Source organism: Dactylosporangium sp. NPDC006015, from assembly GCF_040614215.1.
GTDB lineage: Bacteria > Actinomycetota > Actinomycetes > Mycobacteriales > Micromonosporaceae > Dactylosporangium > Dactylosporangium maewongense.
In genome coordinates this window covers 1-20,901 of record NZ_JBEXUD010000020.1, presented here as the reverse complement: position 1 = coordinate 20,901, position 20,901 = coordinate 1, and the positions used below count along the sequence as shown (strand labels likewise).

General features: G+C 72.0%; 20 protein-coding genes and 1 pseudogene. 20 read left to right on the top strand and 1 reads right to left on the bottom strand.

The window, feature by feature from the left end; genetic code table 11:
- Positions 1-522: 522 nt before the first annotated feature.
- From ABZ321_RS31060 to ABZ321_RS30980, 17 genes are all read left to right on the top strand, one after another.
- Positions 523-1,353, top strand: a complete 831-nt coding sequence (locus ABZ321_RS31060) for a hypothetical protein (RefSeq protein WP_354897879.1) — start codon at positions 523-525, stop codon at positions 1,351-1,353.
- Positions 1,354-1,638: 285 nt separating this feature from the next.
- On the top strand, positions 1,639-2,082 hold the full coding sequence (locus ABZ321_RS31055) for a hypothetical protein (RefSeq protein ID WP_354897877.1): 444 nt from the start codon (positions 1,639-1,641) through the stop codon (positions 2,080-2,082).
- Positions 2,083-2,084: 2 nt separating this feature from the next.
- Positions 2,085-4,322, top strand: a complete 2,238-nt coding sequence (locus tag ABZ321_RS31050) for a hypothetical protein (protein ID WP_354897875.1) — start codon at positions 2,085-2,087, stop codon at positions 4,320-4,322.
- Positions 4,323-4,328: 6 nt separating this feature from the next.
- Positions 4,329-5,288 (top strand): PrgI family protein, encoded by a 960-nt coding sequence (locus ABZ321_RS31045; protein WP_354897872.1) that lies wholly within the window; start codon positions 4,329-4,331, stop codon positions 5,286-5,288.
- Positions 5,285-7,057, top strand: a complete 1,773-nt coding sequence (locus ABZ321_RS31040) for a DUF87 domain-containing protein (RefSeq protein ID WP_354897869.1) — start codon at positions 5,285-5,287, stop codon at positions 7,055-7,057. Before ABZ321_RS31045 ends, ABZ321_RS31040 begins: the two co-directional genes overlap by 4 nt.
- Before the next feature lie 31 nt (positions 7,058-7,088).
- Positions 7,089-8,483: a hypothetical protein gene (locus tag ABZ321_RS31035; RefSeq protein WP_354897866.1), complete on the top strand. Its 1,395-nt coding sequence runs from the start codon at positions 7,089-7,091 to the stop codon at positions 8,481-8,483.
- Positions 8,480-10,093: a type IV secretory system conjugative DNA transfer family protein gene (locus ABZ321_RS31030; protein ID WP_354897863.1), complete on the top strand. Its 1,614-nt coding sequence runs from the start codon at positions 8,480-8,482 to the stop codon at positions 10,091-10,093. The genes ABZ321_RS31035 and ABZ321_RS31030 overlap by 4 nt, the downstream gene beginning before the upstream one ends.
- Before the next feature lie 23 nt (positions 10,094-10,116).
- Positions 10,117-10,971: a replication-relaxation family protein gene (locus ABZ321_RS31025; RefSeq protein ID WP_354898100.1), complete on the top strand. Its 855-nt coding sequence runs from the start codon at positions 10,117-10,119 to the stop codon at positions 10,969-10,971.
- A complete protein-coding gene (locus ABZ321_RS31020) occupies positions 10,959-11,645 on the top strand; it encodes a C40 family peptidase (RefSeq protein WP_354897861.1) in 687 nt (228 codons plus the stop codon). Before ABZ321_RS31025 ends, ABZ321_RS31020 begins: the two co-directional genes overlap by 13 nt.
- 500 nt (positions 11,646-12,145) lie before the next feature.
- Complete coding sequence (locus ABZ321_RS31015; protein ID WP_354897858.1) at positions 12,146-13,513, top strand: helix-turn-helix domain-containing protein; 1,368 nt, start codon at positions 12,146-12,148, stop codon at positions 13,511-13,513.
- Positions 13,514-13,601: 88 nt separating this feature from the next.
- Entirely contained in the window at positions 13,602-14,318 is a 717-nt protein-coding gene (locus ABZ321_RS31010; RefSeq protein ID WP_354897855.1) for a hypothetical protein, read from the top strand.
- The gene (locus ABZ321_RS31005; RefSeq protein ID WP_354897852.1) at positions 14,315-14,875 is read left to right on the top strand and encodes a hypothetical protein; all 561 of its coding nucleotides are present in this window, start codon (positions 14,315-14,317) and stop codon (positions 14,873-14,875) included. The genes ABZ321_RS31010 and ABZ321_RS31005 overlap by 4 nt, the downstream gene beginning before the upstream one ends.
- Before the next feature lie 211 nt (positions 14,876-15,086).
- Entirely contained in the window at positions 15,087-15,425 is a 339-nt protein-coding gene (locus ABZ321_RS31000) for a hypothetical protein (RefSeq protein WP_354897849.1), read from the top strand.
- Positions 15,422-16,051, top strand: a complete 630-nt coding sequence (locus tag ABZ321_RS30995; RefSeq protein WP_354897846.1) for a hypothetical protein — start codon at positions 15,422-15,424, stop codon at positions 16,049-16,051. The genes ABZ321_RS31000 and ABZ321_RS30995 overlap by 4 nt, the downstream gene beginning before the upstream one ends.
- Positions 16,052-16,328: 277 nt before the next feature.
- Positions 16,329-17,318 carry a DUF932 domain-containing protein gene (locus tag ABZ321_RS30990; RefSeq protein ID WP_354897844.1) on the top strand — a complete coding sequence of 330 codons (990 nt, stop codon included), beginning with the start codon at positions 16,329-16,331 and terminating at the stop codon, positions 17,316-17,318.
- 280 nt (positions 17,319-17,598) lie between these two features.
- On the top strand, positions 17,599-18,138 hold the full coding sequence (locus ABZ321_RS30985) for a hypothetical protein (RefSeq protein WP_354897841.1): 540 nt from the start codon (positions 17,599-17,601) through the stop codon (positions 18,136-18,138).
- 69 nt (positions 18,139-18,207) lie between these two features.
- Positions 18,208-18,606, top strand: a complete 399-nt coding sequence (locus ABZ321_RS30980; protein WP_354897838.1) for a hypothetical protein — start codon at positions 18,208-18,210, stop codon at positions 18,604-18,606.
- Here ABZ321_RS30980 and ABZ321_RS30975 read toward each other — a convergent pair.
- Positions 18,569-18,823: a hypothetical protein gene (locus ABZ321_RS30975; RefSeq protein WP_354897835.1), complete on the bottom strand. Its 255-nt coding sequence runs from the start codon at positions 18,821-18,823 to the stop codon at positions 18,569-18,571. The two genes, ABZ321_RS30980 and ABZ321_RS30975, sit on opposite strands and share 38 nt — an antisense overlap.
- A gap of 352 nt (positions 18,824-19,175) precedes the next feature.
- Between ABZ321_RS30975 and ABZ321_RS30970 the strand changes: the two are divergent.
- From ABZ321_RS30970 to ABZ321_RS30960, 3 genes and pseudogenes are all read left to right on the top strand, one after another.
- Positions 19,176-19,517: pseudogene (locus tag ABZ321_RS30970) on the top strand (hypothetical protein); the annotation flags it as partial.
- 49 nt (positions 19,518-19,566) lie between these two features.
- Positions 19,567-19,938 carry a hypothetical protein gene (locus ABZ321_RS30965; RefSeq protein WP_354897832.1) on the top strand — a complete coding sequence of 124 codons (372 nt, stop codon included), beginning with the start codon at positions 19,567-19,569 and terminating at the stop codon, positions 19,936-19,938.
- A gap of 209 nt (positions 19,939-20,147) precedes the next feature.
- Positions 20,148-20,813, top strand: coding sequence for a hypothetical protein (locus tag ABZ321_RS30960; RefSeq protein WP_354897829.1), 666 nt, complete (start codon positions 20,148-20,150; stop codon positions 20,811-20,813).
- Positions 20,814-20,901 lie beyond the last annotated feature (88 nt).

Below are 20,901 nucleotides of genomic sequence, written 5' to 3'. Positions count from 1 at the left end.
CGCCAGTGCAGGACAGAACGACGAAGATGACTTCGTGCCGAATGGCACGTCATCGTTGCTCCGCCTCGTTGACAGCGCCCCGTCAGCACCTTGAACAAGATCGACACTGTCGGGGTTGAGCACCTCCAGTTCGACCCTGGAGCGGTCTGAACAAGATCAGGTGCCGGGGAAATCTCACCGATGACCATGAACACCTCCGGTCCACGCCGCCCGGCGCGGCCCTTTTGCGTCCACGCCGCCGAAGGTGTTTATCCGCCTCAGGCTGGGACGTCCATCCCCGAAGCTGGCGGGGTTGAACGGGCTGCCACGACGTTGCACAGGCCCGCCGGCGCGGGCTTCGCAGGGCTCGACCTTCGCATTGACGGCCGTCCGCGTCGCCCTCATTGAACAGGCCGTGTTCAGTCTGCAACAAGATCATCAGTGTTCACGATCTGTTCAAAGGCCCTGGTGGCGTAGGTGCTGCACCGCCGACCGGACCCCGGTCGCGGTTCGGCATCCACCTCACCATCAGGGAGTACCTGCATGTCTGCGAACACTCGCCCGGCCGCCGGCCAGCTCGCCGAGCACCCGGGCGCCCTGCCCGGCGCCGCACTGCTCGACGCGATCGAGTACCGGCTCCGGCTGCGTGCGGAAGGCCCGCAGCCGCAGGCGGTCGACGGCCGCCAGCTCGGCCACGGCCTGCCCAACCGGCGCATCCCGCTGCCCGAGCTGGCGGCGATCCTCATGCACCCTTCGTACGGCACCGCGGCCCAGGACGCCGCGTGGAGGTTCCTCGTCATCCAGTCCCGCACCGGGGCTGAGCGGTGGGTCGTTGGCGCGGTCGGCGTGGCCCTGCCGGGGCTGCGGCACCGGGCGCACCTGCTGTCGAAGCTGTCCTCCGGGGACTTGCACGCCGCGCTCGTCGAGGCGTTCCTGAAGGCGTTGAACAAGGTCGACATCGACCAGCCGGGGATCGTGAACGCCCTGCTCAACGCGGCGTTCTCCGGTGCCCGCGCCGCGTTGCGCGAGCAGGAGCCGGCCGCGTCCGGGGAGGCGAACTTCGCGCCCGGCTCGGCGCTGCCGCCGGCCCCGTACGGGCACCCCGACCTGGTCCTCGCTCGTGCGGTGCGGCTGGGTGTGCTCACCGTCGCGGAGGCCGACCTGATCGGCGGCACGTACCTGGAGGACGTCAGCGTCGCGGACTACGCCGAGCGGATTGGCCTGCCGCGCTGGGGTGTCTACAAGCGGCGCACCGCCGCCGTCGAGCGGCTCGTCGCAGCGATCCGGGCCGGTGCCCTCAGCGACTCGACCGCCGACGTTATCGCCGAGGCCACCCTGCGCACCGTGCCCGAGGTGGCGCCCGGTCGCCCTTGACGTACCGGCGTTGGGCTGCGCTTTTCCAAAACGACCCTCGGATTTGTATTCCCTTGATGCGGGACTTCCCGCGTAGGTGACCCCGGCCGGCCCCGCTGACGGCGCTGACACCCCGTTCGCCCGGCCCCATCTGACCTCTGTGAGGAGGACGGCCCCCGCGCCGGTCGGAAATCCCAGGTCACCACGTGCGGATCGTCTGCTCCCGCCTCTGCCACCCACGCGCCGCATCCGAGCCCCGCCATGCCCGGGGCCGGTCGCGGCCTGCGCCCGGAGGTGCCAAATCCCATGACCACCACGCCCAACCGAGTGCGCCGACTGCGGCGCAAGCCCTCCCGGCGGCTGCGCCGGCCACGGATGCACCCCTCGAACTGGGTGCTCTACCAGGCGACCCGCCTCGTCCCGATCTGCATCGTCCTGGCCGGTGTGCTGGCGTCTGCGGCGGTCCTCGGCGACACCGCCGTTGCCGCCGCCGAGACCGGTGCGCCGGTGCCGCTGGCGGCCGACTCGATCCAGGCGGTCGTCAACAACATCCGGCTCTGGCTTCTCGGCATCATCGCCGCCGTCGCCACCTTGTTCCTCACTGTTGGCAGCTTGCGGCTCATGGCCGCCAACGGTGACCCCGGCCAGGCGGAGAAGGCCAAACTGGAGCTGAAGTCGGCGTTGCTCGGGTACGCCCTCGCGCTGCTGGCGCCGCTGTTCGTCACCATCGTCGGGCAGTGGGTGGCCTAGCCATGACCCGCACTCCGACGCACGCCGGGCGGGGCCTCGGCCGCCCCGCCCGGCTGGTCCTCGCGCTGCTGCTCGGCGCCGGTCTGGTTACGGGTATCGCCGTGGCGTTGACCGCCCCGGCGATGGCCGACCCGTCACCGATGCCCGGACCTGGGCAGACAACCTCCCCACCGCCCGGCATCCCGGACACCGGCAGCCGTCCGAGCCCGAGCGGGACCGTGGTCATGCCCGGCCAGAACCCGACGACCAACCCCAACCCGACGCCAACACCGATCGAGCCACCACCGACCGGCAACCCGAACCCGAGCCCGACCGGGACACCCCAACCGAACCCGACGCCCGGCAGCAACCCGAGCACGCCGCCCGCCACGTCGAGCGGTGACGATCCTGCCTGGTACGACATCCCCGGCCAGATCCGCAAGGCGATCAACGACTTCTTCGCCTGGATGATCGAGGCAAGCCTCACCCCGATCATGAACACACTCGGCACGACCGTCCTGTCGACCCCGGACCTGACGAACAACCCGCAGGTCAAGGCGATCTGGACCACGTGCCTCGTCATCGCCAACGCCGTCTTCGTGCTGTTCGTGGTCATCGGCGGGTTCATCGTCACGTCACGGGAAACCCTGCAGACCCGGCACGGCCTCAAAGAAATCCTGCCGCGCCTGATCATCGGCGGGGTCGGCGCGAACATGTCACTCGTCCTGATCCGCGAGATCCTCCAGGCCGTCAACGCCTTGACTGCCGCAATTGCCGGTGAAGGCGTCGACGGCCACGCGGCGGCGAGCGCGATTACCCAGGCGCTCACCGGCGCGATCATGGGTCACGGCTTCCTGTTCCTGTTGATGATCGTCGCCGTGCTGGTGATGGCCATCTTTGTGCTGTTCACCTTCATCGTGCGAGTGGCTTGCCTGATCCTGCTGGTCGGCGTGGCACCGCTCGCGCTGATCTGCCACAGCACGCCGCAGACCGAGGGCCTCGCCTACACGTGGTGGCGAGCGTTCGGTGCGTGCCTCGGCATGCAGCTCGCCCATGCCGTGATCATGCTGGCCACGATCCGGGTGTTCCTCACCCCGTCCAGCGGCGCCGTCCTCGGCCTGCCGGTCGGCGAAGACGGGCTCCTCGGCATCCTGGTCTGCCTCACGATGCTCTGGGTCCAGATCAAACTGCCGGGCTGGATGAAGATGTTCATCCTCGGGCCGCTCGGCCAGTCCAAGGGCCGAGGTCTGCTCGGCCAGCTCATCACCACCGTCCTGACCGTCAAGACCCTCGGGGCGGCGGCCGGCATCCTGGGCGGGGCGAAGGCGGCGAACGGCCTCGCGGGGACGGCCGCCCGGCGAGGGCCCGGGGCGGCGCCCCGTCCCCGTCCCGGCGGTCCCGGCCGTCCCGGTCCCGGGCGGGCGCCCCGTCCCGGACCGCCTCGCCCGTCCCGGCCGGGACCGTCCCGGCCGTCCCCGGCGCCCGCCGGACCGGCCGCGTTCAGCAACGCCCCGGTGACGCATACGCCCTTGGCGCAGCCCGCCGCGACGACGGCCGCCCCGGCGTTCAGCAACGCGGCCCCGCCCGCCACGCCGAGCCCCTCCCCGGCGGGCGCGGCCCCGCCCGCCGCGTTCTCGGCGGCGCCCGGCACAACACCGGGCACAGCACAGTCGGCGCCGCCGCCGAGCGTGACGCCGTTCAGTCACGCGCCGAGCACCTCGACGCCGGGAACCGCGGTGACCGGCTCCGCGCCGCCCTCTACCAGGGCGCCGGCGGTGACGTTCTCGGCGGCGCCGAAGGCGCAGGCCGTGCCGAAGCGGCCTCCGGGACCGGTCACGCCGGCGTTCTCGGCGGCTCCGGCGACGCCGCCTCGGCCGCGTCCGACGGCGGCGAAGCGAGCTCCGGCGACGCCCCCACGGGCGCACCGGCCGACCGGTGCCACCCGGGCACCGACCCCGGCGCCCCGCCCGTCCCCGCCGGTTCGTCCGTCCGTCCGGTCCCCTGCGCTCCGTCCCGTCCCGGCCCCCGAGTCGGTTCCGGTGACCGGTCCGTCCCCGACCGCCCGGCCGTCTCCGCCGGATCGTCCGTCCCCACCGCCCCTCCGGTCCCCGTCGGTTCGTCCGGCGGTCCCGTTCCCGGCCCGCCGTCCCGTCCCCGGCCCGGCTCCGTCTTCGGTCCCGGCGCCGTCCGCCCGTCCGGTGCGCCCGGCGGCGCCGAGCGTCCCGCCGCGTCCCGTCCGTCGCCGTCCCCGAGGGGAGTGAGCACCGATGCCCCGTCGTACCCCTGATGAGCCGCTGCGGGCACGAGTACCCGCAGACGTGGAACGGGCTGACCGGATCGTGTTCGGTCTGACCCTGCGGCAGGTCGTCATTCTGTCCGTTACCGCGCTGATCCTGTACGCGGTGTGGACCGCTCTCGCCACGGTGGTCAATCCGCTGTACTTCATCGCCGGGTCGATCCCCGTGGCTGGGGCGGCGTTCTTCCTGGCGGTCGGCCGCCGCGACGGCGTCAGCCTCGACGGGTGGCTCCTCGCCGCGATCCGGCACCGCCGCGCTCCGCACCGCCTGGTCCCGGCCGACGAACCGATCCGCGCCGCGCCGCCCTGGGTGACCACGACCAACGGACCCGGTGACAAGCTGCCGCTCCCGGCGCCGCTGCGGCTGCCTGCGAAGGGCATCACCGTCGACGGGCTGATCGACCTCGGCCCGGACGGCACGACCGCGCTCGTGTCGGCGTCCACGGTGGCGTTCGGGCTGCGTTCCCCCGGCGAGCAGAACGGTCTCGTGGCCGGGTTCGCCCGCTGGCTGAACAGCCTCGCCGGGCCGACACAGATCCTCGTGCGGGCGCAACGCGTCGACCTGACCCATGTTGCCGACCGCATCGAGCACCGCGCCCCGGCCCTGCCACACCCGGCGCTGGAGGATGCGGCCCGCTCGCACGTCGCGTTCCTCGATGATCTCGCCAGCCAACGCGAGTTGCTGCACCGGAAGGTCACCGTCGCCGTGCGGGGACGGCGCGGTCCGACCCACACCGCCCATCAGGCGCGGGAGGCGGTGCGGGCCCTGGCCGGGTGCGAGGTCGCCGCGACGGTCCTGGACGGCTACGACGCGCAGGCGGCGCTCGCCGCCTGCCTCGACCCGGCCGCCCCGATCACCGGCTGGGCGGCCGACATCGCAGACCCGGCGGCCGAGCCGCCGGCCGATCTGGAAGACGGTGACCTCGCATGAAGCTGATCGCCCGCTTTCGTAGCCGCCGCTCCGCGACTGCGACGGCCGGGAGGCCCGGCGTGCTGCCGGGCAGCCCGGACGCTGTCGAGGTCGGTGGCCGGTCGGTCCGCGTCGGTGACGACCACTCCGCGACCCTGGCCGTGGTCGGCTACCCGGCCGAGGTCGGCGCCGGGTGGCTGGAGCCGATCCTGTCCTACCCGGGCCGGGTCGACGTCGCCCTGCACATCGAACCCGTCCCGCCGGTCGTCGCGTCCGACCGGCTGCGCAAGCAGCGCGGCCGACTCGAATCGTCGCGCCGGTCCGACGCCGGCAAGGGCCGACTCGACGACCCCGAGCTCGACTCCGCCGCAGCGGACGCCGCCGACCTCGCTGCCCGCGTCGCCCGCGGCGAGGCCCGGCTGTTCCGCCTCGGCCTGTACCTGACCGTGCACGGCTCCAGCCCGGAGGACCTCGCCGACCGGGTCGCCGAGGTCCGCGGCCTGGCGTCGTCGCTGCTGCTCGACGTCGCCCCGGTGACGTGGCGACAGTTGCAGGGCTGGATCACCAGCCTGCCCCTGGCCTTCGACGCGCTCGGCATGCGCAGGGTCTTCGACACCGACGCCCTGGCGGCAAGCTTCCCATTCACCAGCCCGGACCTGCCGATCACGGCCGGGGACACCGGGATGGGCGTGCTCTACGGCCTCAACCTGGCCTCGGCCGGGATCGTCGTCTGGGACCGGTGGGCACAGTCGAACTTCAACGCCGTCATCCTCGCCCGCTCCGGTGAAGGCAAGTCCTACCTGGCCAAACTCGACCTGCTCCGCAACCTGTACCTCGGGGTTGAGGCGTTCGTCGTCGACCCCGAAGACGAGTACATCCGCCTTGCTGAGGCGGTCGGCGGGACGATCATCCGACCCGGAGCCCCAGGCGTGCGGATCAACCCCCTCGACCTGTCCGCCGCCGACGGGGCCGATGCGCTGTTCCGACGGACGTTGTTCATGCAGACGTTCGTCGCGGTCCTCACGGCAGGTGACAACGCCGCCGCCGCGCTCGATCCGGTGGAGGTGCCGGTCCTCGATGCGGCCGTCCTGGCGGTATACCGGGCGAAGGGCATCACCGCCGACCCGCGCACCTGGCGGCGCCCCGCACCGCTCCTCGCCGATGTCGCGCAGGCCCTGACCGAGATCGGCGACGCAGGGAAGACCCTCGCCGCCAGGTTACACCCCTACGTGGCCGGGTCGTTCGCGGGGCTCTTCGACGGCCCGACGACCACCGCCCCGGAAGGGCACCTGGTCGTGTACGCGATCAAGGACCTCCCCGACGAGCTCAAGCCGGTCGGCACACTCCTGACCCTCGATGCGATCTGGCGCAAGGTCGCCAACACGGCCTCACCAGACGTGCGGCGCATGGTGCTAGTCGATGAGGCGTGGCTGATGCTGCGCGCCGGGCTCGGCGCCAAGTTCCTGTTCCGCCTCGCCAAGTCCGCCCGCAAGCACGGGGCCGGGCTGACCGTCGTCACCCAAGACGCCGCCGACGTGCTCGGCACCGAGATCGGCCGCGCCGTGGTGTCCAACGCGGCCACACAGGTCCTGCTGCGGCAGGCACCGCAGGCGATCGACGCGGTCACCGAGGCGTTCGGGCTCACCGACGGGGAGCGGGCGTTCCTGCTGTCCGCGGCACGCGGAGATGCGCTTCTGGCCTGCGGAAACAGCAGGGTCGCGTTTCACAGTCTCGCATCCGACGTCGAACACGATCTTGTCGTGACCGGCCCGGCCGCCGGCCGCCGCTGACGAGCCTCAGCCGAACCCGATGGAGTGTCCCATGCCGCTGGCGATGACCCTGCTCGTCCCGCCGTCTCCAACCCCCACCCTGGCGCCCGTTGTGCCGCCGCCCGCCACCTGTGTCCCCGGGCAGGACGGCATTCCGGGTTCGGTGTTCGGGCGCGTGATGTGCGGCACCTGGGTCGACAACGCCCCGGACACCGTCTCCGTATTCGTCCGGGCGTCCTGGCCGCAGCTCGTCTGCGTGCTCCTGTTCCTGATCGCGGCCCGGGTCGGGTGGGGGTGGTGGCGGCGGAGCGTGTGGCGCCGCCACGCGGCCCGCGCCCGCTGGCTGGAGATCGTCCCGCCGGTGTCCGCGACCCCCGCCGCGACCGTGGGCCTGTGGCGGCTCCTCGCTACCGCGCTGCCCGCCTCGAGCGGGTCGGTGTGGCGTCCGCACCGCCTCATCTGGGAGGTGCACGCCACCCCGCAGGGCATGCGGTGCGGGCTGTGGCTGCCGCCCGGCGTGAACCCGACCGCCGTGCTGCGGCTGCTGCAACGCGCCTGGCCCGGTGCCCGCGCCGAACAGACCCGCACCCCCGCCTTCGCCTCCGGCGTCCCGGTCGTCGCGGTCGCGGTGCAGCCGACACAAGCGGAGTGGCTGCCCCTCGTCGACGACGCAGCACCGTCGCGGGGACAGCGGTGGGAGGCCGGGGCACCACCGGAAGAGGACCGGCTCCGGGCCGTCTACGACGGGCTCGCCGCCGCCGGGCGCACCGGCGGAGGACTGCTGCAGGTCCACGTCACCCGCGCCCCCGCCTGCCGGGTCGCCGGACTGCGCCGCGCCAGCACCAATCCCGACCGTGCCCGCCGACCCCGCACCGGCGCGTCCCGGGCGATCGGGCTGCTCGCTGACGGGCTCCGCACGCTGGTCATCGGCATCCTCGACGTGGTCACGCCGGGCCCGGGCAGCCGGAAGCACACGGCCAGCCGATCGGACCCGTACCTCAACGAGCTGGCCCGGCAGGCCCGGGGGAAGCTGGCCGCCGCGCCGCACCTGCTCGTCGTGGTGCACGCCACCGCGACCGGGCCGACCACCGCGGCGGCGCGGGCCGCCGCCGCCGACATCACCTCCGGGTTCGGGCTCCTGTCGGCGCACTTCACCCGCCGCCGGCTCCGCCGAGCGCACGCTGCCGCAACGTGGCGGTGGGTGCCCACGTCGCGGATGACCCTCGCCTCGGTCGAGGAGACCGCCGCCCTGGCCGGGCTGCCCGCCGAACCGTCCGCGTACGGCATGCCCGCCGCCGCGTCCCGCCGCCGCCCAGCCAGCCCCGAAGTGTTCACCGCCGGACCTGCGGTCAGCAGCACACCGAAGCACCGCCCGGTATCCAGCCGGGCCACCGCGACCGCCGATCCGGGCGAGGCAAACCCACCGGCCGCGCGGAGCACACGATGACGGCCACCAGAACCCCCGGGCACTCCACCAACCCCGCCGCGCCGAGCACCCACGGGCAGCGTCGCCTCAACCTCGTCCCGCCGTCGCAGCGGCGCGGACTCAGCGGGAAGGTGATCGGCGTCGCCAACGCCGGCCCCGCCGTCCGAGTGGGGATCTCCCTCGAAGACTGCCGCCACCACCTGCACGTCTGCGGCCCGACCGGCACCGGCAAGACATCGCTGTTGCTGCGGATGATCCTCGACGACGTCGAGGCCGGACGTGGCGTCGCCGCGTTCGACCCAGCCAAAGGCGACCTGATCCGCGACCTCCTCGACGTGCTCCCGCGCGACTGCGGGGACCGGCTTGTCATCGTCGACCCGGACGAGCGCACCGCCCCGCCGGCCATCAACCTCCTCGACCCCGAGGTCCACGGCGGCACCGCGCACGACGTGGCCGCCGCCGTCACCTCCGTCATGTCGAAGGTATGGGCGCGGTGGTGGGGGCACCGCACCGCCGACATCTGCTACCACGCACTGCTCACCCTGGCACACCTGCCGGGCTCGACCCTGGCACAACTCCCACGCCTGCTGTCCGACGCGAAGTGGCGGGCCGGGCGCGTCCGGGCGGTCATCACCAGTCTGGGCGCTTGGGAGGGCAACACCCTCGCCGAGTTCTGGGAAGGCTTCGACGCCCTACCCGCTGGACAGCGGGCCGCATCCGTGGCGCCGCTGCTGTCCCGGCTCCGTCTGGTCCTCGCCCACCCCCTCGCCAGCGGCCTGTTCGGGGTACCGTCCACGACGTTCCGGTCCGCCGACATCCTCGACGGCGGCGTTCTCCTCGCCCGGCTGCCGAAAGGCGTCATCGGCGAGGACGGCACCCGACTGATCGGGTCGCTCCTCCTCGCAGGGTTGTGGCAGGCCACCGCCGCCCGCGCCCGCATCGCCGAAGCCGACCGCCGCGACGCCATGATCGTGCTGGACGAGTGCCACAACTTCCTGCACCTGCCGATAGGCATCGATGACGCCCTCGCCGAGGCCCGCGGCCTCCACACCTCGTTCGTCCTCGCCCACCAGTACCTCGGACAGCTGTCCGGAGACATGGCCGAGGCCCTCGACGCCAACGCCCGCAACAAGGTGTATTTCGCGCTCGCCCCGAAGGACGCCGTCGACCAGTCCCACCACGTCCGCCCCTACCTCGACCAGGGCGACCTGATGCGGCTCGGCGGCTTCGAGGTCGTCCTCCGGCCGGTAACCGGCGGGCGGGTCGCTCCACCGGTCACCGCAGACACCATCGCACCCCCGAAGCCGATCAAAGGCCGAGCCACCGAACTGCGGCGCCTCGCCCGGCACCACACCGGCCTGCCGGCCGGTAAACGTCGCCAGCTGCTCGGCGACGCGGCCACCGACCAAGTCGGTGCTGAAGCCGACGTAGATGCCGACTGCGGTGGTGAGGGTTCGCTGGTGGGGCGCAACACCTTCGCTGGTCATGGGGCGGGCTCACTAGAGGGTTCCAACGAGCGTTCCAACGAGGAATCCAACGACCTGGAACGCTCGCCTGAACCCTCGCCCATGAACACGTCATCCCTGCTGGTCGACGACGGTGAGGAGGACTGGTGGACCGGAACCGACTGATAAGAACTATCACTCCTATCGGTATCCAACCTGCCAGCAGCTCCCGCCTCACGGCGTCCGTCGTCGCCGCCGAACTCGCCAGAGTCACCCCCCGAGACCGGCTCCTGCTGGACCTGCTCGACGAACACCAGACGTTCACCACCGAGCACCTGGTCCAACTGGCGTTCGGGTCAACCGGCCGTGCCCGCAACCGGCTCAACGTCCTGCTGTCGCGGGACATCCTCGACCGGTTCCGCCTCTATCAGCGTCCCGGTTCGCAGTCGTGGCGGTGGACCCTCGGCCCGATCGGTGCGGCCATCGTCGCGGCCGGACAGGGCGATGCGATGCCCCGCCCGGCCGCCGTACGCGACACCACAGCCCGATTGGCGATGTCGCCCCGGTTGAACCATCTCCTCGCCACGAACGGGTTTTTCGTCGCGTTGAACGGTCACGCCCGGACCCGGCCCGGGGTCCGGCTCGGGCGGTGGTGGAACGAGGCACGGTGCCGCGACGCCACCGGCAGCCTCGTCCGCCCAGACGGTCACGGCGTGTGGATCGCCGGCGGGCGGGCGGTGCCGTTCTGGCTGGAAATGGACCTCGGCACCGAGGCGTTGCAACGGGTCGCGGACAAGCTCAGCGGGTACGCCGCCCTCGGCCCCCGCCGCGCCTACCCAGTGCTGTTCTGGCTGCCGACCGCCGCCAGGGAGGCGAATCTCCACGCCTACCTGTCGCGCGCCGGGGTGCCCGGTGAGGTGACCGTCGCGACCGCCGCCGACGACTACGCCGCCACCAACGGTGGCCCCGCCGGGGTGGTGTGGCGCCGTCCCGGCGACCCGGCACGGGTCACCCTGACCGACCTGCCCGGCACCACCGGGGACGGTGCGGCATGGGACGGGTGATCGCATGGGCCGTCGGCGGAGTGGTCGCCGTGCTCGTGCTCATCATCGCCGCCGGGGTGGGTGCTGTGGTCGCGTTGTTCGGCGGTGGTGGGGGTGGTGCCGCGTCCGGATGCCACGCCACCGTGACCACCCCTGGCGCGGCCCCTGCCGGGCTCACGGCCGAGCAGGCCGGCTACACCGGCGGTGTCGTATGCGACGGGGGCGACGGGCTCCCGCCGGACGTGGCGGCCTCGCTGCCTGTGGGTTTCACCCTTCCAGCGGGCACCCCGCCGCCGGTGGTGACCGCGATCGGGTGGGCACTGGCACAGGTGGGTACTCCGTACACGTTCGGCGGTGACTGCACCGCCGCCCATTCCGGGGTGCCCTGGCGGCAGTGCGACTGTTCCTCGCTCATGCAACAGGCGTACCGGGCGTCCGGAATCACCATCCCGCGTACCACCCACGATCAGGTCCACGCGGGCACCGCCGTGCCCGATGCCGACGCCCTGCGACCCGGTGACTTGATCCTCATTCCCGGCAGTGGCGGCACCCGCACCGACCCCGGTCACGTCGGCATGTTCATCGGGTCCGGGCTCATTGTGCAAGCGCCGAAAACTGGCGATGTCGTGAAGGTTAGCAAACTATCCGGGTGGGTTTCTCAGATAGCGGCGATTCGGCGCATCGTACCGAGCTGAATAGAGCTTTCGAGGCGCCGGAAGAGTTACGGAATGGCGATTTGTCCCGCTGGCCGACGAAGTGATTCTTCCCACATTCATCACGGCCGCCGCGATTATCGGCTGACCGCCGATCGCGCCGCCCCCATCCCGCGCGCCCGGCCAACTGGTCGGGCGCGCGGCATGTCCGCACCTGGAACCGGCCACCCGCACCGCGCCCGCACGGCATCGCAGACACCGGCACCTATACCGACCTACCCAATGCGGGGCGTCGTGCGCCCACGTCGCGCACAACGCCCGCAATGGCGATGTCACGCCGCCACGGGACCCGTAACGAGGTGCGCGACCGGACCCGAAACGGGTTTCCGAAAGAGTCATGAACATCGGGGTTGACAATGCGCCCGTGCAGAGGGTCCATGGACGGGGGCAACAACAAACGCCCCGGCGACACCGCAACAAACAATGCGCGACGCGCGTAGCGGAATCGTCATTTCCACCATTCTGTCCGGAGGTAATTCGTCATGACCACGCCCGCCACCGCCCCGAAGGCCACCACCGCCGACACCGTCGCTCGGACGCTGGCCGACCACCCGACCGGTATCACTGTCCGCGACCTCGCCGAGGCCGCCGGGGTCGGTGCCTCCACCGCCAGTAAGGCGCTGACCGTGATGGAGGCCGCTGGCGCCGCCACCCGCACCCCTGGCCCCGCCAACGGCAGCCGCAAGGGCGCCGACGTGTGGCACCCCGTCACTGCCGCCGCCGCCAACGCCGAGGACCCCACGCCCGAGGCCGACACCGACCCGGCCGACGTGCCGAATGAGGCGACCGGCACCGCCAACACCGGCACCGCCGACGAGGTGACCGACACGGACACGACCGCCACCGATGACGACGACGAGCTCACCGTGCCCACCACCGACACCGCGAACGAGGCCGCCGTGCCCGCCGACGACACCGCCACCCCGGCCACGACGGCGAACACCGGCATCGACATCGATGAGGCGACTGTGAACGACGACCCGGCCACCGTGGTACCGGTCAGCATCGGCGAGCCCACCGCCGACACCGAGGCGGCGGTCCCGGCCGCGCCGGTGGCGCCGCGTAAGCCGGACCTGAAGGTGATGCTCATGGCCGGGGTGCTCGGTGATCACCCGGACGGCGTGAGCGCCGTTGACGCCATCAACAAGAGCGGCCTCGCCGTGGGGGTCGCGGACACGATCCTCGCCGCGATGGAGGTTGCCGGTGCCGCTGTGCGTCGTGTCGCCGACGACGGGACCGAGACGTGGGTGTTGGGTGAGGCCGACCTCGCCACGGTGGACCCGGCCAACGCCCCGACGCACGTCACCTGCGCCGCGTGCGGGCACACCCGGCGCATCCGCCGTGCCTCCGCTGCCGTGACGCCCCGCCGTGCGGGCACCGGCCGCATTGCCCCGGAGTCGAACAGCGACGGGTCGGAGCGGCTGATGAAGAACGGGCTGCGCAACCGGGTCGAGGCGTTCATGCGGGACCTCGGCCCCGGGCACCGGCTGACCCCGGGCACGGTCGCGCGTGAGTTGGGGCGCAGCTCCGGCGCGGTCGGCAACGCGATGGAGAAGCTCGAACAGGCCGATGTGCTGCTGTTGGTCAACGAGGCGCCGGTGACCTACGAGGTGAACCCCGACGCCCCGGCCCCGACCGCGCCGGTTGCCGCCCTGATGACCGCCCCGGCGCTGGCCGTCCCGGCCGCACCCGACGCCCCGGCGACCGATGCCACGACGACCAACGGCGACACGGCGACCGGCAGCGCGCCGACCGGCGACACCGCGGCCACCGACCCGACGGCCACGGTGGACCCGGCCACGCCCGCTGCCGCGCCGACGACCGCCCCCGGTGAGTTGATCGCCGCGTGACCGCTGACCGCCGGGGTCGGGCACCGCGCCCGGCCCCGGCGGGCGTGTATCCATCCCGGACCCCACGACTCACCATTGGAGGCACCGCATGACCACGACACCACTGCACCGGCCCGACCCCGACGGCGCGCACACCACCGACCCGGCCCCGACCGACCCGCCGGCCGATCACCCCTGGCGCCCGGCCGTGACCGGCGTACCCGCTGCACTGTGCTGCCCCGAATGCCGGGAGCCGGTGCACGCCGTCCCGCCGACCGAATGGCCCCTCGCCGGGTGGGCACCCCGACCCGCGCATTCCCACCTCGACGGCACCGCGTTGTGTCCTGTGTCCGGACCGGGTGGGTCGGGACCGGCCGAACCGGTCACCGTGCCCGCCCGGTTGACCGTCTGGCAGGCGGTCCGGCAGTCGTGGCTGATCCACCCGGCTTGGACGGTCATCGATCATCTCGGGTGGCTCGATGACGAGGCGTACGACTTGGAGGCGTTGCGCGGCGACCCGGCAACGGTGGTCGCCGGGTGGCTGGCCGAGCACCGCCGCACCACCCCCGACACCACGGCCGGCCCAACCTCGCCGAACCCGGCGGCGCCGCCGGAGACCGTGTATGTGGTGGCGGGCGGCTCCATGGTTGCCGCCTTCGCCGATGAGGTGTCGGCCGGCATCCAAGACGACGTGATGACCCTCGCCGGACTCGACACGGCGGCCTACCGGCTCACGTGGGCGCGATGGGTGCAGGTCCGTACCGAGCTGCGCACCCGGTACCCGGAAACCGAGATCATCGACGTGAGCGGCGGTGACCGGTCGTGACCCGGCCCGACCCGGCGGAGGTGCCCGACATCCCGGCGACCCTCGCCGCACGCCCACGCGACCCCCGGCGCGGCCTGCCGATCCCACCGGTGAACCTGCACCCCGGGCCGGACGGCACACCGTCCGCCGTGGACTTCACCACCATCAACACGACCACCTCCACCGACCTCGCCGCCGCCCGGCGGTGCTCGCTGTGCGGGGAGCCGATGGGGTACTGGGTGGCGTTCCTCGGCACCCCGCGTGCGGCCGAACTGTTGCGCTACACCGACCCGCCCGGCCACTCCGAGTGCATGACCGCCGCCCTCATGCTGTGCCCGCACATCGCTAACGCCCGGCACCGGCGCGCCCGCGCTGACCGGCCCGGCGGCGGCATCATGCCGCCCGGCACGCACGGCACCAAACCCGACGGGTGGACCCTCGGCATCACCCGGACCTACCGGTCGGTGTTCGTGCCCGCATACGGGTTCACCGTGTACCTACCGGCCCCGTTCCGCACCGTGCGCGCGTACGTGTACGGCCCGGACGGGCGCCTGTACGACCGCACCGGCGCCGCGTAGCCGGATGCCGGCGGCGGCGCCAGATCCGCCGCAGAAACCTCGATCGACTCCAACCGATCACCTTGATCGGACCACGGAGGTAGGAAACATTGTTTGTGACGACAACGCCGGGGCCGCAAACCCCGGCGCTGCCGCCCAACCCGACCGGCACCCGATCCGAAAGGCAACACCAGCCATGCCACGACCCCGACACCACGCGGGCGGGCAAGTCATGACCCGCACGCAGCCGAGCCTCGATGCACCTGCGAACCCCCGCGAGACGTGCACCTTGCGGATCACCACGCCGACCTTCAACGCGGAGTTCATCACCGAAGTCGACGCCGGCCCCTGCACCCGACCAGCCGTCGCACGGCTGACGACTCGGCATGACGGCACCTCGTGCGACTGCAACGGACGTTGCCTCGTCATCGATCCCGACTCGCCGGACACTGCACTGTCCGCGCCGTGGACCGAGATCGTGCTCATGTGCACCGACCACGCCCACGAGTACGAATCCACCTGCGGCGCCGACATGACGTGTCCGGCCTCGACCTACGAGGTGCTGGCGTGACCGGCGCAGGCATCGGCGCCGCTGGCCCACGGTCCGGCGGCGACGGGCCCGGCGTTGCGGTCTTTTGCGCCCTCTGTCGGCGGGCGCTCAACGTCCGGTATGCCGGTGGGCGACTCGCCTATCTGCACGCGGAAGAGCTGCGCGGTGGTACCTGCGAGCATCCCGCCCGTCCGGTGCCGCTCGCCGATTTGCCCGATGCGGTACTGGAGTGCGACTTCTGTTCGCGGCCGGAGCCGATGTGGGCCTACCGCTGCGCCGACCGGTACACCGAGACTAGGACGGTTACGGCGACGGTGGTCGACGCCCGCGACTACCGCCACCGGCACCGGGCCGCGCGAGTCCGGCGCACCGAGTCCACGCCGGGCATGACGGCGGCGTGGGGCCAGCGGTGGGCCGCATGTGAGGGCTGCGCCGAGCTCATCGAGCGGCGCGACCTATACGGATTGATGGCTCGCGTCACCGACGCCATGCCGCCAAAACTCACCCGGGGCAAGCGCCTCGTACGCGTGCGCGGGGAACTGCACGCGCTGTACAGCGACGTCCTCGCCACCCTCGAACCTGGACGCGACCCAATTGCACCAACCCCACGCCTCGACGATCCGGCAACACCGGACTCCACCGCGTAGCGCGACACCCCGGGTCGGATCCGTCCGCCGGCGTATCGCCGTGTCTCGCCACACCGGTCCGGTTGCTCCACCACGCCCGACCCGTTACGGCCGGACGGGCGCCTGGACCGGCAGATGATCGGGCCCAGATTCGTCACAGAAACCTCGATCGACTCCAGTCGATCGCCTTGATCGACCCATGGAGGTAGGAAACATTGTTTGTGACGGCGATGCCGGGGCGCGAACCCCCGGCGTCGCCGCCCCACCCATCAGCACACGACCGGAAGGAACGCCAGCCATGGCACACGAACTGGAAACACTCGCCAACGGTCAGACCGCCTTCGCCTCCGCGAGGCTGTCCGCGTGGCACCAGCTCGGCACCGTCACCGACGAGGGCATGACCGCTGAGGACGTCATGACGAAGGCGTGGCTCGGCGGCTGGGAAGTCCGCAAGATCGCCATCCAGGGCATCGAGGTCACGAAGGTCGGCGGCATCACGAAGGTCGACTGCCCCGACAAGTTCATGACGGTGCGGACCAACCCCGTCACGGGCGAGACCGAGTACCTCGGCATCGTCGGTGACGACTACACCACCGTGCAGAACGAGCAGGTCACCGAGCTGCTCAACCTCCTGGTCGACGAGTCCGGTGCGCACTTCGAAACGGCCGGCTCGATGCGTGAAGGCCGACGGGTCTTCGTCACCATGAAACTGCCCTCCGCGATGCAGATCGCCGGGGTCGACGACATCGACCTCTACCTGGCGTGCAACACCAGCCACGACGGAAGCTCCGGGATCCGCCTCGACGCGACCCCGGTCCGCATCGTCTGCGCCAACACGCAGCGACTCGCCTACGAACGGTCGCGCAGCTCCTACACGTTCCGGCACACCTCGAACGTCACCACGAAGATCAGCGAGGCGCGTGCGGCGCTGGGCCTGATGTGGAAGCACTTCGAGACGTTCGAGACCGAGGCCGAGCGGATGATCAACGAGGCGCTGACCATGGGTCAGTTCGAGAAGATCGTCGCCGAGCTGTGGCCGGTCGCCGACGACGCCTCCGACACCACCCGCAACAACGCCAAACAGCGGACCAACACGTTGCGCTACCTCATCCGCGACGCCGACACGCAGAAGGCGATCAAGGGCACCCGGTGGGCCGGATACCAGGCGATCACCGAGTACATCGACCACTTCGCCCCGGCGGCCAGCGACGCGGCGCGGGCGACCCGGGCACTGACCGGCACCGGCGCGGACCTGAAGGCCCGCGCGTTCGAGCTGCTGGCGGTCTGACGTGCGCCGATTCCTTCGCCGGTACTGGGGTCGGCACCGGGACACATCCGGCCCGGCCCCGGCACCGGCGGGCGTCACGGTGGCCGACCGCCGCACCCCGGCATCCCCAGCCCCGACGCGCCCGCCGCAGTCCACCGGCCCGCACCGCCCACCCGGCCCGCCCCCGGCCCGATCCGGGCCGGGGGCACCGGCCCGGCCCGGGGCATCCGTCACCGCACAGCCGGCGCCTCGACCTTCGGCCCCGACTCGATCCGTTCCAGCATCGAGGGAGATCACCACCGTGAACGGCGACACCATCATGCGCGCCATGAACGAGCTGTGCGTGTCCTACGCCAAGTCGCAGGTGGCGCACGCGATGGCCGAGCACGCGGCCGACCCCGACGAACGAGCCCGGCACGTTCAGGCCGTGAAGTACTGGGACGCCGCGGTGAGCCGCCAGCATCGGGCGCTCGCCGAGATGCTCGATGACGCATTCACCGCCGAGGCCGAAGTGGAGTCGTTCCTGCCGGTGCAGCCGCTGCCCACAGGTGACGTCGTGGTCCGTGCGCGGGATGAACGGACCCGACCCGTCGTGGTCCGGCTCACCTGCCAGCAGGCACTCGCCGTCGGTGCGCACCTCACCGCGTACGCCGCGATCGGCCTCGACCGCAGCAGCGGCAAAGTCGCCGAGGTACTCCCGAAGGTCGACGCGGCCCCGCCGTTCATCTCCCCACGGTTCGTCGCCGCACAGATCACGGCCTCACCGGACGCGGCCCCGGCCGTGCCATCCCCGACCATGCAGCCCGGCACCACCGCCGCAACCGGACCGGTCGCGCGCTGACCGATGGCGGGCGGGCGGAGCCGTTTGGTCACCGCCCGCCCCTGCATCCCGAGCACCGGAGGTAGCCCGATGCCCACCATCGAGGTCAACGACCACACGTTCAGCGAGCTGCACCGCCTCGCCACCGCCCGAGGCATCACCCCGGCCGAGATGATCGACCGCCTCATCGATAACCTCATCCACCGCACCGACGAGATCCCGCTCCACGCCATCGTCGGCGACGTCCCCACCGAGGCGACCTACTTCCTCACCGACGGCACCCTGCGCATCACCGCCGGCCCCTTCGCCGGGCACACCTTCACCCGACCCGGCCTCGCCCGCGACGCGGTATGCAGCATGGCGCTGCCCAGGGACCGGGACCGAGGCGACGGCTGGGACTTCTGGATCATCACCGACACCGGCGAACCGCTGTCCAGCATGCGCGACACCATCACGTCGCCCGGCTGGGGTGACCGTCGTGTCCGCTGAGCACCTGTTCACCCTCGCCGCCATGGTCGCCGAGGCGCACGGCACGGCCCAACGTCACCGCGCCCTCGCCGAGACCGACCCGGCGCGGCACACCGAACACGAGGCGCCGGCCGCCCGGCGGCGCGCCGCCGTCGCCGGCCTCCGCGCACAGCTGCACACCGCACTCCGCGAAGCCCTGCCCGGCGTACCGACCACCGCACCGGACAGCGACGGACACGCCCACCCACCCGCCCGGCACCAGGCATCCCGCGCCAGGTGGCCTGCCCGGGACTCGCCGACTCCTGCCGCACCGACCGCACCATGCCGGCATCCTCGACCGCCTGAACCTGCGGGTGTATCCGCCGGAGTCCGCGGCCGGGTCCACCGAGTACGTCGTCCCCGACGTGTACGGCGTCTCCGTCGGCGTCCAGCGCCGCACACGCGACCTCTACCTGCACGTCGACATCACCGAGACACCTGACGAGGTGATCGCCGTCGAGGTCAACGGCCACGGCGAGACCGACCACCCCCACCAACCGCCAGCCAACCGCCAGCGAACCGCCAGCGAGCCGCCAGCGAACGGAGCACCGATGGACCTGCACGACACCGCCCGGGTACGCCACCCGGTCGAGTACCGTCTCGGCACCGTCACCGACGTCACGCCCGCCCCGTACAGCACATATATCGAGCGGTACCGACTGCGGTTCCCGACCGGCGAGGAACGCACCTACGCCGCCGCCGAGGTCGTCGCCTGCACCCGCGACGACGACCGCGCCGCACTCAACGCGGCCGTCACCGACGCCTACCAACGGCTCCGTGACGCCTGCCGCATTGCGCATGACCACGACGACCAGCTGAGCGCAGAGATCGTCTTCCTGTTGAGCCTGCTCCCCGGCACGGCAGGCGCCCGCCTCGGTATCACCCTCGACCCGCCACCACCGCGCCGGCCATGGTCGAGGACCGCGACCGCGAGGCCCGCCCATGAGCCCCAGGCTCGTGCACGCGAAGGCGACCCGCAGCCTCGGCGCGGTCTGCGGCGCCGACGACGGACCGATCACGCGCATCACTGACGACCCGCACCAGGTCACCTGCCTCGACTGCCCGGACCTGGCCGAGATCGAAGCCATGCCCGACGACGCCACCAGCGGCACCCCGGCCATCATCGCGACCCTCCGCGAAGCCCGCGCCGGAGCCTGGCGCAAGGTCGACGGTGTGGTCCTGGACATGAGCACCGCCAACGTCATCCTCGCCGTGTGCGAGGCCACCAACGACAGAGGCAAAGCCAAGCTCATCGCGATGCCGATCGCCACGATGGCCGCCGTCTGCTGGCGGCTCGCCGGCCGCTACTCCTGACCAGGGGACAGTGACCGGTCCGGACGCACCTCGAACGGTGCGCGCGAACCCGGACCGGTCACCTCGCCTGCACACAAGGCCACCCACGGCGCACACGCGGCCGTATCCTCCCCGGGCAGGCGTGCGCCCGATGCTACCGGCCCACCTCGACCCCACGAGCCAACGCGAGACCGAAGCGCTTCGCCGCTACCCGAACCGCATGAGGGAGGATGACCGACGTGGCTCGACGCACCTTCAACCGACGTGCCGCCCTCGACCGCGACGGCGTCGCCACCCACACCGGCGCGGCCCGGACCACCGTCAATCACTGGCACCTCCACCGTGCCAGGGTCGGCTTCCCGGACGGCTTCACCGACGCCTCCGGCGCTGAATGGTTCTGGCTCGATGAGATCACCGCGTTCCATGCCGCGCACCGCGCCGCGAAACTCGCCGAACTGACCGAGATCGACCGCAGCGGCGACCCGAACGAACTCGTCGGCTCCGGCACCGCCGCGAAGATCCTGCGGTACAGCTCCTACCGCAACCTGCCAGACGGATTGCTCGGCCGGCCCGACGACATCGAGATCCTGTCCGACGGACGCAAACGGCGATGGTGGTACCGGCGCACCGTGTGGGCCGTCGCCGACGCCCGCACCGGCCGGCAGTCCACCGGCCGCACGCCCGGCAGCGTGACCGGCCCGCGCAAACCCCACCCGTACGCCGATGACCCCCGCCTGACCGCCGCCCTTCACCTCCTTGCCACCGCCCGTACCGAGGGCCGCAGCACCCGGGGCCTCGGCGTCGAGCTGGCCACCCAACTCGGCATCACCTCGCGCACCGCGCAACGCCTCCTTGCCGCCGCCGGCGCGGGTGAGGCCGACGACCAGGCCGCGTGAGCCGAGCGCGGCAGAAGTAGAACAGCGCGGCGCAGAACTCGGCGGTGTCGGCCAAGGAGGGGTCGATCGGAGCGACGAAGATTTCCGG

Coding starts and splice junctions, on each gene's coding strand:
- ABZ321_RS31020 (WP_354897861.1), top strand. CDS start 10,959: ATGGGACGGGTGATCGCATGGGCCGTCGGCGGAGTGGTCGCCGTGCTC.
- ABZ321_RS31035 (WP_354897866.1), top strand. CDS start 7,089: ATGCCGCTGGCGATGACCCTGCTCGTCCCGCCGTCTCCAACCCCCACC.
- ABZ321_RS31030 (WP_354897863.1), top strand. CDS start 8,480: ATGACGGCCACCAGAACCCCCGGGCACTCCACCAACCCCGCCGCGCCG.
- ABZ321_RS31000 (WP_354897849.1), top strand. CDS start 15,087: ATGACCCGCACGCAGCCGAGCCTCGATGCACCTGCGAACCCCCGCGAG.
- ABZ321_RS30980 (WP_354897838.1), top strand. CDS start 18,208: ATGCCCACCATCGAGGTCAACGACCACACGTTCAGCGAGCTGCACCGC.
- ABZ321_RS30965 (WP_354897832.1), top strand. CDS start 19,567: ATGAGCCCCAGGCTCGTGCACGCGAAGGCGACCCGCAGCCTCGGCGCG.
- ABZ321_RS31055 (WP_354897877.1), top strand. CDS start 1,639: ATGACCACCACGCCCAACCGAGTGCGCCGACTGCGGCGCAAGCCCTCC.
- ABZ321_RS31050 (WP_354897875.1), top strand. CDS start 2,085: ATGACCCGCACTCCGACGCACGCCGGGCGGGGCCTCGGCCGCCCCGCC.
- ABZ321_RS31040 (WP_354897869.1), top strand. CDS start 5,285: ATGAAGCTGATCGCCCGCTTTCGTAGCCGCCGCTCCGCGACTGCGACG.
- ABZ321_RS31045 (WP_354897872.1), top strand. CDS start 4,329: ATGCCCCGTCGTACCCCTGATGAGCCGCTGCGGGCACGAGTACCCGCA.
- ABZ321_RS30960 (WP_354897829.1), top strand. CDS start 20,148: ATGACCGACGTGGCTCGACGCACCTTCAACCGACGTGCCGCCCTCGAC.
- ABZ321_RS31015 (WP_354897858.1), top strand. CDS start 12,146: ATGACCACGCCCGCCACCGCCCCGAAGGCCACCACCGCCGACACCGTC.
- ABZ321_RS31060 (WP_354897879.1), top strand. CDS start 523: ATGTCTGCGAACACTCGCCCGGCCGCCGGCCAGCTCGCCGAGCACCCG.
- ABZ321_RS31010 (WP_354897855.1), top strand. CDS start 13,602: ATGACCACGACACCACTGCACCGGCCCGACCCCGACGGCGCGCACACC.
- ABZ321_RS30990 (WP_354897844.1), top strand. CDS start 16,329: ATGGCACACGAACTGGAAACACTCGCCAACGGTCAGACCGCCTTCGCC.